At 36.0% G+C, this 12,571-nt stretch carries 10 protein-coding genes; 6 read left to right on the top strand and 4 right to left on the bottom strand.

All coding sequences use genetic code 11. The features are described from left to right. Positions 1–236: 236 nt before the first annotated feature. Both MV052_RS10145 and MV052_RS10355 read left to right on the top strand, forming a co-directional pair. A complete protein-coding gene (locus tag MV052_RS10145; protein ID WP_297443989.1) occupies positions 237–605 on the top strand; it encodes a transposase in 369 nt (122 codons plus the stop codon). After that, positions 590–931 carry a helix-turn-helix domain-containing protein gene (locus tag MV052_RS10355; protein WP_366089438.1) on the top strand — a complete coding sequence of 114 codons (342 nt, stop codon included), beginning with the start codon at positions 590–592 and terminating at the stop codon, positions 929–931. The genes MV052_RS10145 and MV052_RS10355 overlap by 16 nt, the downstream gene beginning before the upstream one ends. 118 nt (positions 932–1,049) lie before the next feature. Here the strand turns inward: MV052_RS10355 and MV052_RS10140 are convergent, their stop codons facing one another. After that, positions 1,050–3,131 (bottom strand): ATP-dependent helicase, encoded by a 2,082-nt coding sequence (locus MV052_RS10140; RefSeq protein ID WP_297443987.1) that lies wholly within the window; start codon positions 3,129–3,131, stop codon positions 1,050–1,052. 392 nt (positions 3,132–3,523) lie between these two features. Between MV052_RS10140 and MV052_RS10135 the strand changes: the two genes are divergently transcribed. The 3 genes from MV052_RS10135 (at position 3,524) to MV052_RS10125 (ending at position 8,607) form a co-directional block, all read left to right on the top strand. Continuing rightward, the gene (locus MV052_RS10135; RefSeq protein ID WP_297443985.1) at positions 3,524–4,348 is read left to right on the top strand and encodes a GGDEF domain-containing protein; all 825 of its coding nucleotides are present in this window, start codon (positions 3,524–3,526) and stop codon (positions 4,346–4,348) included. A 91-nt stretch (positions 4,349–4,439) separates the two neighbouring features. Next, a complete protein-coding gene (locus MV052_RS10130; protein WP_297443983.1) occupies positions 4,440–7,067 on the top strand; it encodes a valine--tRNA ligase in 2,628 nt (875 codons plus the stop codon). 1 nt (position 7,068) lies between these two features. Continuing rightward, complete coding sequence (locus MV052_RS10125) at positions 7,069–8,607, top strand: SulP family inorganic anion transporter (protein ID WP_297443981.1); 1,539 nt, start codon at positions 7,069–7,071, stop codon at positions 8,605–8,607. A gap of 1 nt (position 8,608) precedes the next feature. Here MV052_RS10125 and MV052_RS10120 read toward each other — a convergent pair whose 3' ends face one another. Together MV052_RS10120 and flgH are read right to left on the bottom strand one after the other, a co-directional pair. Beyond that, positions 8,609–10,051 carry a hypothetical protein gene (locus MV052_RS10120; protein ID WP_297443979.1) on the bottom strand — a complete coding sequence of 481 codons (1,443 nt, stop codon included), beginning with the start codon at positions 10,049–10,051 and terminating at the stop codon, positions 8,609–8,611. Beyond that, a complete protein-coding gene (gene flgH / locus MV052_RS10115; RefSeq protein ID WP_297443977.1) occupies positions 9,996–10,721 on the bottom strand; it encodes a flagellar basal body L-ring protein FlgH in 726 nt (241 codons plus the stop codon). Before flgH ends, MV052_RS10120 begins: the two co-directional genes overlap by 56 nt. Positions 10,722–10,796: 75 nt before the next feature. Here flgH and MV052_RS10110 point away from each other — a divergent pair, with 75 nt between their 5' ends. Continuing rightward, positions 10,797–11,243: a GatB/YqeY domain-containing protein gene (locus MV052_RS10110; RefSeq protein WP_297443975.1), complete on the top strand. Its 447-nt coding sequence runs from the start codon at positions 10,797–10,799 to the stop codon at positions 11,241–11,243. Here the strand turns inward: MV052_RS10110 and MV052_RS10105 are convergent. After that, positions 11,209–12,474 (bottom strand): hypothetical protein, encoded by a 1,266-nt coding sequence (locus MV052_RS10105; protein WP_297443973.1) that lies wholly within the window; start codon positions 12,472–12,474, stop codon positions 11,209–11,211. The two genes, MV052_RS10110 and MV052_RS10105, sit on opposite strands and share 35 nt — an antisense overlap. Between the last annotated feature and the right edge of the window lie 97 nt (positions 12,475–12,571).

Genomic DNA, 12,571 nt, shown 5'->3' with positions numbered 1-12,571 from the left:
GGAACTTTTAAAGTTTATAGATGAGAGTATTCAAAACAGTATGGACTTACTAGACTAAAAAGTACAACAAAAACGAGGAGACCAATAATTTTCCCTAGCGGGAAAATTATGGCTCACGACTGCCGTTGTATCTAAAGTCATCACCTCTAAAGTGATTTTAGGGCACCTTTAAAAACCCAACCTAACCAACATTAAATCTAAAAAAGTGTAAAATAAAGAAAAAAAGAGAGTATAAGATGGCAGGATTATTTGATTACGAATTTCAATTACAGAAGATAAACCAACATCAACCACCTCTTTATAAACTTGATAAAATCATTGATTGGGAGATGTTTCGAGAACCAATAGAGACAGCACTCCATAAAGAACCAAAAGCACCAGGTGGAAGACCACCCTATGATAAACTTATGATGTTTAAAATCATTATCTTACAAAAGTACTATAATCTCAGTGATGAACAAACAGAATTTCAAATAAAAGATAGATTGTCATTTTTGGACTTCTTAGGGCTACAAATAGGTGATAATGTTCCAGATGCAAAGACTATATGGCTTTTTAAAGAACAACTCATACTTTACTCGCTACTCTACTGCAAAACAATCTAACTGTAATCGAGTGTGCAAAACATTCACAACTCATAGAACTACTAAAAGAAGATGGAATTTTAGAGCATTTACAACTTCAGCTAAATGATGATGAACTTCAAAAATTAAAAGAAGAGCAAACAAGAAAAATAGAGATTGAAGAGTATGAGTTAAAGTTACATAAGCAAAAAAGTTTAGAGCAGCATTTTAATGCACGCAACAACAAAGCAGAGAGAAATATAGCTATTACAAATGCACTAAAAGATGGCTATACTCAAGCGAGTATAGCCAAATATTTGGGTGTATCAACATCAACTATATCTAAGGTTGTTAAGAAATTGGGATAACGTGGATATTCATCACCTGACCCTAATACAAATGAATGTGCTTAAAACAGTCATTGTTGTACCGATGACATCAAAAGAAATTTCCAACATTCTTGTTACTATGTTTGAGTTTTAAAACTCACTCTTCCTCTTTATCCGCCTCTTTCATAACCATAGCGCGATAAGCTTCATCTTTAGGAACAAGCCCAGCTTCGTATAAAAACTGACTTGGCATAAAGTTTTGTTTTTTGATTTTGTCATATTTTGCAAAACTTAGATACAAGATATCTTTTGCTCTTGTCACAGCGACATAAAAGAGTCGTCGCTCTTCATCGAGACTTCCAGCTCTTTGCATAAGCTTACGATTTGGAAACCGTCCATCCATCAAATCAATCACATAGACTTCTTTGTACTCTAAGCCTTTACTTGCATGCACACTTAAAAGGTTTACACCCTCTCCTTGTGTCAAGTCAGAAGAGCCTAAAATCATTGCGTTTAGAAACCTATCATGTTCAGCATATGGTTTAGAAAGCTCTTCAAGGAGTACTACTTTTCTTGTTATACGCGTCAAGGCTTCTGTCTTTTGTTTTTCATCTATCGAGCCATCTTTGAGTGTCGCTCTTTTGGTCGCCAATACATCTGAGATGTATTTGTAAAGTTCTGAATTTGCTATCTTTTTCACTATTGTTTTGGGCTGTTTTATCCCTTTTAAATCCCGAAAGAGAAGATAAAAGTTATGTAAAAACGTCGCACTCTCTTTTGTCAGTTTAGGATGTTTTAAAACAGGGTTTTTCATAAACTTATTTTCAAATCCAAGCTTTGCATATTTGCCAACTGCACCAAGCTCTAAAAAGTCATCAAAAAGCCCAAGCTGATGGTTGAGTTTACGTTTTTCAAAAGGATTTTTCATCGATTCGTCAGGCGCATACAGTCCATAAAACATACTCCCCTGCCCTAAAACTTTCAATGCGATATAAATCTCTTTTGCCATTGCCGAGCCAATACCGCGTGCAAATTCAAAAAGATGAATAAAAGCCATCATATCCGCTTCATTAACAAGTAAAGTATACAAATCAAGAACAGCCTTCACCTCACGTGCATCAAAAAAACTCGTACCACCTTTACGCTTACAGGGAATATCAAGCTCACGAAGTCCCACTTCAATCCCATCAGCTGAAGAGTTGTTACGAAAGATGACCGCTATCTCTTCTCTTGGTGTTTGAGAGTCGCGTATCATGGCTGCCATTGCGTGGTACTGATCAAACAGCTCATCAAAAGCAAGCAGTTTTGGAGGCTGTGCATCATAAACACGTGTCACTTCAAGTTTCTTCGGGTAGATACGTTCATTGTGCTCTATAACTTTACTTGCTAGTGAAAGAATAGGTACAGAAGAGCGGTAGTTTTTAGTCAGTGTATGCACAATTGCATCAGGATATTTTTTCGTAAATGAACCAATTATACTGATATCTGCACCATTAAAAGCATAAATACTTTGGTCATAATCCCCAACACAAAACAGCGAAGGTGGCTTCATCGCATCTATGAGCGTTCCTTGAAGCGCATTGGTATCTTGATACTCATCTACAAGGACTTCTTTATAACCCAAGTTGTCATTTTTACACATTTCACGAAAGTTTAAAAGCAAATCATTAAAGTTTAAAAAGCCATATTCTTTTTTAAGTGCCTCAAACTCATCCACTACATCAGCATAAATCATTGCAAAAAGCTCATGTTCAGGATAATTTTCTATAAGCCAATCTTCAAAATTGTTTTCAAGTTCAGTATTTTGATAAAAAGAGTATAAATCATATAAATGGTTACCGCCATAAGGCTGCACTTCTGCATCTATTTGCATAAATGAACGCTTCTCAAATACAGAACGAAAAAGTGTTTTAAGTTCACGCTGTTGTTTAAGAACAACTCTTTTATCGCGTTTTTTCAGCCAACGGTAACTCACTGCATGAAAAGTGCCTGCATCTATTTTTTTTGCAACACCCGCCCCAAAATACTCTGCCACACGAGCAACCATCTCAGCTGCAGCTTTGTTGGTAAAAGTCAAAAGTAGGATCTCTTCTGGTTTTACACCATCATTGAGGAGATATCCAATGCGTCCTACGATAGTTGAAGTTTTACCTGTTCCAGCTGAGGCAATGATGAGATTTTTATTGGCCTTTGCAGTTGCAGCGGCATACTGTTCTTCGTTTAAACGTGATAATGGCATCGACAACCCCTCCAATTTTTTAAGTACCTCTCCATAAATAACCCCAATTTCAGAAGCTTAAAAAGAGGGCTAATACAAGGCGAAATTCCGCATGAGCTACTAGTAGCTTAAAGGATTTTCAACGAAGTAGTAGCCCTCTTTTTAAACTTCCCTTCGGGCAAAGAGCAAATAGCCCTATTGCGTCGTTAGATTCCTTTGGATTAACCAGTTAGTCCTGCAGAAATCTGCCTAGCACTAGAGCTATTTGCTCTTTGCTGAAGTTGGGGTTATTTATGGAGAGGTACTTGAGAGTGTGATTATACTTGGTTACACATTAAAAATAAGTTGCACATTAGATAAAATATTCTAATATTTTTTATAATTTTGTGCTAAAATTACACAAAGGTCACAAAATGAACAAAGAACAAACACTACACATTATTTCAAATGAAGCAAAATCATCTATAGATGCACTTTCAATAGTTACACCGAGTATCTATGCTTCAATATTCAAAAAATACGCTCAAGAACACAATACAGATTTAAAAGATGAGGAAGAATTAGCTTCGAATTTACTCCAAAAAGAGTGCTCAAACTTCATTACCTTACAAGACACGACATCCAAAAATATTAATACGCTAGATAGTAGCACAAAAAAAGCGATACATGCCATTCAATCAAAAGACGACACAGTTTTAAATGAAGTGCTAAAAGAAACGCAAGCATTGCGTCAAGAGATAGAACATTTAAAAGCTTCCATATATAGTGATGAACTGACCAAAGCATTCAACAGAAGATGGTTACATCATCATTATCTACAAAGTGATGAGAAAAAGTTCAAATGTGATGGTGTCTTAGCGATTATTGATCTCAATTATTTTAAACAAATAAATGACACTCTTGGGCATATCACAGGAGATAAGGTTTTAATTTTTATTACAAATGCGCTTAAAAAATCAAAAGAACCAGTCATCCGTTATGGTGGTGATGAGTTTATCATAATGTTTGATAAATTTACAAGCGAACAAGATGCACGCGAAATTTTAAATACCATAAGAGAAAACATACTCAAATCAAAACTAAAAGCACATAATTCTACTTTTAGAGTCAGTTTTTCCATTGGTCTTACAAGTTTTAAGACTGACCATATTCTGACAGAAACAATTGAGACAGCAGATAAAGATATGTACCAAGATAAAATTGAAATTAAAAAAAGAGTTACTGGGATAGAAATTTAAAATCAACATTCGCACTCCATAGTTAAGCCAAGACACACCTCTTTTTAGATATAATCGCGCAATTTTAAACAGATAAATTAAGGCGCGATATATGTCAGAAAACAAATACAATCCACAAGAAACTGAGAACAAATACTATAAAATCTGGGAAGATAGAAAGTACTTTGAAATAGACGGGAACAAAGTCATTCAAGAAGAGGGAAAAAATTTCTCTATCATGATGCCACCACCAAATGTTACCGGTCGTTTGCATATCGGTCATGCACTTACATTTACACTCCAAGATATCATCACTCGTTACAAACGTATGGATGGATACAAAACACTTTGGCAACCTGGAACTGATCATGCGGGAATCGCTACACAAAATGTAGTAGAGAAACAACTCCTAGAACAAGGCATAACAAAAGAAGAGATAGGCAGAGAAGCTTTTTTAGAAAAAGTTTGGGCTTGGAAGGAAGAATCTGCTGGGATTATGACACAACAGTTACGCCACATCGGTGTGAGTCCAGCATGGGAGAGAGAACGCTTTACTATGGATGAAGGACTACAAAAGTCTGTAAAAGAGGCTTTTGTTCATCTTTATAATGAAGGTCTTATCATTCGTGGAAACTACATGGTCAACTGGTGTACACATGATGGTGCACTCTCAGATATCGAAGTAGAACACGAAGAAGAAGATGGTAAGTTTTACCATATGCTTTACCATTTTGCAGATGGAAGTGGAAGCGTTGAAGTCGCTACGACTAGACCAGAGACATATTTCGGAGATACTGCTGTTATGGTTCATCCTGATGATGCGCGTTACAAAGATATCATAGGTAAAGAAGTTCTTCTTCCACTTTTAGATAAAAAGATAAAAATCATTGCTGATTCTTATGTTGATATGGATTTTGGAACAGGTGTTGTAAAAGTAACTCCGGCACATGATCAAAATGACTACGAAGTGGGAAAACGCCATGACTTAGATTTCATTACAGTGTTTGATGAAAAAGGGATCTTAAACGACTATGCTGGAGAGTTTAAAGGCATGGAACGTCTTGAAGCTAGAGAGCCTATCGTACAAAGATTGCAAGAAGAAGGCTATATAGTCAAGATTGAAGACCATAAACATCAAGTGGGACATTGCTATAGATGTAAAAACATCGTTGAGCCTTATATCTCAAAACAATGGTTTGTTCGTAAAGAAGTGGCTGATAAATCTATAGAAAAAACAAACGCAGGTGAAGCAAAGTTTTTTCCACCACACTGGATAAACTCTTACAACTCTTGGATGGGAGAGCTTCGCGACTGGTGTATTTCACGTCAGCTTTGGTGGGGACATCAAATACCTGTCTTTTACTGTGATGATTGTGGGCATGAATTTGCTTCTCAAGAAGAGCATCCTGAATCTTGTCCAAAATGTACATCAAAAAATCTAACACAAGATCCTGATGTTCTTGACACATGGTTTAGTTCTGCTTTATGGCCTTTTTCAACTTTAGGTTGGGGTCATGGCGACACTGAAATGGACAAACTTTTTGAATCAAATGACATGAAAGATTTCTATCCAAATACCCTTCTTATTACAGGCTTTGACATACTTTTCTTTTGGGTCGCTCGAATGATGATGATGGGAGAACATTTCAATGGAGAACTTCCATTCAATCACATCTATCTTCATGCCCTTGTTCGTGATGAACACGGTCAAAAAATGTCTAAATCAAAAGGAAACGTTATAGACCCTCTTGATATGGTCAACCAATATAGCGCGGATATACTGCGTTTCACACTCGCAATCTCTGCTGCACAGGGTCGTGATATTCGTATGAGTCAAGACAAACTTGAACTCAACCGTAACTTTACAAACAAACTCTACAACGCTTCAAAATATCTACAAATGAATGTAGAAACATTTCCTGATTTGAGTGGTTTTTGTGTTGAAACAGACCTGGGTCGTTATATGATGAGTCGCCTTAATTTTGCAACAAAAGAAGTACGTGCAAATCTGGATGAATACAAATTTAATGATGCAGCGCTTGTTATGTATAGATTTTTATGGAATGAATTTTGTGACTGGGGAATTGAACTTAGTAAAGCAGACAAAAGTTCAATAGTAGAACTCGGAGCTATCTTCAAAGAAGCGATGAAACTCCTACATCCATTTATGCCATTTATTACGGAGCATCTATATCATGAGCTTAGCGGAACAACGCTTGAAGATTCAGACTCTATTATGATTAAAAAGTTTCCACATAAGGTTAAGCAACGTAAAGAAGAAGCGAAATTTGAGATAATTATGGACGCTATTGTTTCCATTCGTCGTGCAAAAGTATTGGTAGATTTAGCAAACCAAAAAATAGCTAAAGCTTATGTAAAAATCGACGGGCTCAGTGATAAAGATAAAGCAATGATGTTACCTTTCATTGCAAGACTTGCAAAGGTTGAAGAAGTAATATTTAGTGAAGAAAAAATTCCAAACGCAGTAAGTGATATTGCTGATAAATGTGAGACATTCATCCCTACTGACTCTATAGATTTAACACCTATCATCAACAAACTCACAAAACAAGATGAAAAGTTACAAAAAGAGATAGGAAAACTCAACGGTATGCTAGGTAATGAACGTTTTGTAGCCAATGCACCTGAAGAAGTTTTAGAAAAAAACAGAACGCTCTTAGCAGATGCACAAACAAAACGCGAAAAAGTTTTAGAGCAACTCAGCTCACTAAAGGCATGATTTGTTTGATATAAAAAAGTATACATCTCCAAACATTAAAAACGATATACTCTCTGGTCTTGTCGTTGCAGTTGCACTGGTTCCTGAAGCTATCGCTTTTAGTTTTATCGCAGGGGTTAGTCCAATTGTTGGGCTTTATACTGCGTTTATACTAGGGCTTATCACTGCTATCATCGGTGGTAAACCGGGTATGATTAGTGGGGCAACGGGAAGTGTGGCTGTTGTCATCGTTGGACTTGTTCTTGAGGCAAATGCAAAACTTAGCGCACTTGGTATGAGTGGAGATGAGCTTTATATCCATATGCTCAACTATATTTTACTTGCTACTATCATAGCGGGTGCTATTCAAGTGGCAGTAGGCGTTTTAAAATTTGGTAAATTTATCCGTCTTGTTCCCCAACCTGCGCTTTATGGTTTTGTCAATGGGCTTGCAATTGTCATTGCTATGGCACAGTTTAAATTTTTTGATGGTCAAGGGATGAGTATGTATATCATTGTAGTTATTACCATGCTCATTATGTACTTTTTACCAAAATACACGAAAGCAGTGCCATCAGGACTTGTAGCTATCGTGCTCTTAACACTTGTCGTTTACCTTACAAGTATTAACACGCTTACTGTTGGAGAGTTAGCTGATTTGTCAGAATTTAAAGGACAACTGCCTCATCTTATTATCCCTGATACACTTTTTAGTCTTGATGCTATTATGATGGTTTTACCTTATGCCATAATCATGGCACTTGTTGGACTCATAGAATCCCTTCTTACCCTTGCTGTTTTAGATGAGATGAGTGGAGTAAGAGGAAGTGGAAACCAAGAGTGTATTGCCTTAGGATGTGGAAATATCGCATCAGGATTTTTTGGTGGAATGGCAGGTTGTGCGATGATTGGTCAATCTATCATCAACTATACTTCAGGTGGTCTTGGACGTCTTTCATCATTTACAGCAGCAGTTGGGCTTATCATCCTCGTCGTCTCTATGACAGATGTACTCAATGCAATTCCTGTTGGTGTTTTAGTCGGGATTATGTTTATGGTGAGTATTGGAACCTTTGAGTGGTCAAGTTTCTCTCATCTCAAACATATGCCTCGTGCTGATGTTTTTGTTATGGTTGTTGTCACCATTATAACTGTTGTGGAAGATTTAGCTGTAGCTGTTATTGCTGGTGTTATTATCTCTGCTCTTGTATTTGCTTGGAAGCATGCACGTATCTGGACAAAAACATACACTGAAGAAGATGGCACAAAAGTGTATGAGCTTGAGGGTCCACTCTTTTTTGGAAGTGCGACAACATTCTCAGACAACTTTGATGTTTTACAAGATCCTCCAAAGGTTGTTATTGATTTTAAAAAGGCTAGAGTTATGGATTTTTCAGGTGTTGAAGCCATTGATGCCATGGTCAAAAAATACGAAGACTCAGGGAAAAACCTTCTCCTTCGTCATCTCAGCCAAGATTGTAAAAAGATACTTAAAAAAGCTGGACCACACTGTACTTACTCAGAAGATGATCCAACATACAAGGTCGCTATAGACTACTAAGCTAGTTCTTTACAACTATAAAACTCTCAGGTATGATAGACTTATACTTAGGCATACTCTCTCCCACATTTGCATTGATAAATGTGGGGTCAGCGACTACAAATCTTCTTCCATTTAACTTCACACTATCACCTTGAAGCGGAATATATAAAGCTGTTGCCATATGATTTGGATATTTCACTCCAACGACACCTATGCCAAAAAGCTTTTTTACAAGCTTAGCATATAAAACAGCTCTATCCTCACAATCAGACTTTGTATAAAAGAGTGTTTCTTGTGCAAACATGACTTTTTCTTTACCAAACTGTTCTTTATCACGTTCATACTCAAATCCACTTTGAACGAAACGAAGAACAAAATTCAGTGCAATATTTGCTTTTTTCCCATCCAAATATGGCTTCATACCAAGTGCTATATCTCTATAAGTATCTTCTTCTAAAGGTGCATCAAAATAAACTTGATAATCTACTTGCGGATATGTATTCATAAAATTTATAAGATTTTTGTTGTATCTATAAGAAAGCGTATAGTTTTTACCTTCCATACGAAAAGTTTTACTTTCTTCTTGCATCTCTTTTGCTAAGAGAGGCAATGTAGGTAAACTAAAATCAAGTGCTTTTACTGCGTTTGGATAATTTTGCTCATAGGTATATATACTTTTTCTTTCACTGCGTTTAGCATCAAAGTTATAAAACTTCTCACCTGCAAGTCTGTACCCTGGAGTAGCATATACCTGCTGTTTTGTCAGACTCAACAAGACAATATGCCCCTCTTTTAGCCCTACTTTTGTGTTATACCCTAGTTTATTAAGTATAAACCAACTATAGAGTTTTTTATCATCATCATTGCTAAAATATTTTTGAGAGAGTTTTTGTACGAGAAGATACAAACCCCAGTCATTGAGCTTTAAGTCATCACAGATTTTTTTTATCTCTAAAAGAGTTGGCTGATAATCACTTGCTGCCATAACACTAAAAAAGTTTAAGACACCTTTTTGCTTAGGTGGATAAAACTTAGCCTTAGAGAGCTGCGTGTTTTGAATGAAACTCAGATTAGTCCCAAAATAATGCACAACTAAAGCTGCTTTTTTTTCAAGCTTTGGCATTGCTTTAACTCTCTCTTGTTTCTCTTTTTCAACATTAATGCGAACGGCAGGTCCTACGGCTAAAGGCTCTCTTTGACTCGCAGGAGTAATGACTTTTGGTTTTTCTTTTTTATACAAAGCTTTTGATGCAAAAGCATTATACTCCTGCCACTGTTTTTTTAAATAGGCTTCAAAAGCATTATCGTTTGCATCTTTATATTTTGCAAACGCAGTGTTTTGTACACGTTTAAAATCTTCAAAATCTTCTCCATACAGCGAGCTAAACGCAGTAATCAGAGCAAGACTAGAAAGGCCAAACAGCCTGTATAATTTTCGTTCCCCATCCTTGTTCTGTTGCACGATCTACATCTCCCTCAGTTTTATATAATATTTTTGCATCACTCATTTGTGCTGAGTTGATTTTGTTGTACTGGTCGATGTCATACGGACGAATAACACCACTGATTTGTACTATCTGCTTTTGATCATCTATGAGTATCTCTCTTTTTCCTGAGATAAAATAGTTTCCATTACTTAAAACCTTAACAATACGAGCCGAAACAGTTGTCGTAAAACTCGCATCTTTTGTAGCGCTTCCATTGCCTTGAAAAGTATTTGTAGTGTTTGAAGTAAAACCTACATTAGTATAACCATTAAGCCCTGCTATTTTAGCTTGCATACCTGAGTTTGCTGTTCCTGTATTGGAAAAAAGTCCACCACCCAAATTTGTAGAGTCTGTAGTTGCAAGCTGCTTTGCGCCAACACTTGAACTTTTGGCAGCTTCAGAGATCACTACTGTAACAATGTCATTTACATGCATCGCTTTATGATCTGAAAAAAGAGGGTTTTCTCCTTGTCCAAAGAGACTACCAGTTGAAATAAAATCTTTCTTATTCTCTCTTGCAGGCATCTGTTCTACATAAACAGGTGGCTCGAAATTTATCTCAGGATCTGTCAGTTTTGCTGTACAAGCACTCAAGAGAAAGCTTGTCGCTAAAAGTAGTAAAAGTAAAGTAAAGTTTTTTTTCATTAATTTCATTCCATAGTATATGCTTATTTCGTTATAATTCTAGCAAATTTAGTTCCATTAATAAGGATATCCAAAATGACATTAAGAGAAACAATCAATCAAGATGTAAAAGAGGCTATGAAAGCCAAAGATACTAAAAAAAGAGATGCACTGCGTTTACTTACAAGTGCTTTTAAACAAATAGAGGTGGATGAAAGAAAAGAACTCACAGATGAAGATGTCATCAAAATTATTCAAACGCAAGTCAAACGTAGAAATGATGCAGCTTCGCAATATAAAGAAGCAAATCGTGAGGACTTGATGCAAATTGAACTTGACGAGATATCTTACTATGAAACATATCTTCCAAAACAACTCAGTGATGAAGAGCTAACAAATGAAGTAAAAGCACTCGTAGAAAAATCAGGTGCAACATCTATGAAAGAGATGGGAAAAGTTATGGGTATGGCAAGCAAAGCCTTAGCTGGAAAAGCTGATGGAAAACGCATCAGCGATGCTGTGAAAAAAGCTCTGGCTTCATAGATTGAGCGAGAGGTTCATTTGAACCTCTTTTTCCTTTCCAAACAACTTTTTCGTTTACTCCCTTATACTGATCTTTACATGAAATGATTTTGCCATTACCTTTCACTAAATTATTTTTAATAAAAAAGTCATATGCAGTATAAGATTTTTTTGGTGTTTTAGAATTTTTCTTAGAAAATAACTCTTTTATCTTAAGAGGTTTTGCTTTATCATAAAGACAAAGATCTCCATCAAGAAACTTTGCTCCTGTTGTGTACGAATCTTTTCCTCTAAAATGAACCATCTCGCAGTTCTCTTTTTTCTCACTCAAGATTTTCACATTCTTTAAACGAAAACCAGCATCATATTTATTATATATGCCTCCGCCTTTAATGTATGCGGTAAGATTTTTAATTGTTGGGAGTGTAGCAGTTTTTTCACCAGTTTTTATAAGGTTTTCATCATTACCAAACTCCATTGCTGATGAGTCATGATTATTGGTCTTTGATACTTTGTTTTGTACCACTAAAACATTTTTTATCTCCCCTCTATACCCTAAATCAACATCCACAGAGTCATCTTTAGCATTATAAACATACAATCCATCTATATTAACGCTACCACCCCATATTTCTATACCATCATCAGCACCACCAATAATAGCAATATTTTTTATAACAGTTCCACTTCCAACACCAGCTAAAGAGAGACCATTGAGTTCTTTATCTTTTTTTACTTCATAACCTGTATATTTTATAACAACATACTCTAAAATACCAGAAGAGTCTTCATCATACTCATGCGATTGACTACCAAATGTAATGCTCTCATCTGCCTCGTACTTATTTTCTTTATAATGCGTATATGCTCTCCCAGCGATAACAAGACCACCCCACTCTCCTAAACTATTACGAGGAGAAGAAAAACCAAGTAAATCAAGCTGCGATGTAAATATTATTGGCTTATGTTTTGTTCCCTTTGCTATAATTTTTGCATCATTTGCAATAGCTAAAAAAGAGTAAAGACTACATCCTGCAAGTGTCGTTCCAGGCTCAATTGTCAAAGTTGCACCATTATTTACAATCACTTTTCGATCTATCCCATAAACCTTTGAAGCAGATAGTGTCATATTAGAATCTATTACATTTGGCAGTCTAACATCTACTATAGCTGGCTCACAGTTTTTAATTGTCTTTGCTTGCACAAAGGAAGTAGCTACAAGAGCAACAAAAACTATAATTTTTTTCAACATTAATCTACTCACTTTTCTAAAATATTTTCGATTATATCTTTTTTTTATAACAGCAAGATTACCTCAAATAATTCTTCTATAACTTCAACATCCATGC

Origin of the sequence: Sulfurimonas sp. (assembly GCF_026988655.1) — a bacterium.
Classification (GTDB): domain Bacteria; phylum Campylobacterota; class Campylobacteria; order Campylobacterales; family Sulfurimonadaceae; genus Sulfurimonas.
The sequence above is the reverse complement of the archived record's forward strand: the minus strand, read 5'-3'. Positions and strand labels throughout refer to the sequence as shown.

Coding starts and splice junctions, on each gene's coding strand:
- MV052_RS10110 (WP_297443975.1), top strand. CDS start 10,797: ATGACATTAAGAGAAACAATCAATCAAGATGTAAAAGAGGCTATGAAA.
- MV052_RS10140 (WP_297443987.1), bottom strand. CDS start 3,131: ATGCCATTATCACGTTTAAACGAAGAACAGTATGCCGCTGCAACTGCA.
- MV052_RS10130 (WP_297443983.1), top strand. CDS start 4,440: ATGTCAGAAAACAAATACAATCCACAAGAAACTGAGAACAAATACTAT.
- flgH (WP_297443977.1), bottom strand. CDS start 10,721: ATGAAAAAAAACTTTACTTTACTTTTACTACTTTTAGCGACAAGCTTT.
- MV052_RS10105 (WP_297443973.1), bottom strand. CDS start 12,474: ATGTTGAAAAAAATTATAGTTTTTGTTGCTCTTGTAGCTACTTCCTTT.
- MV052_RS10145 (WP_297443989.1), top strand. CDS start 237: ATGGCAGGATTATTTGATTACGAATTTCAATTACAGAAGATAAACCAA.
- MV052_RS10135 (WP_297443985.1), top strand. CDS start 3,524: ATGAACAAAGAACAAACACTACACATTATTTCAAATGAAGCAAAATCA.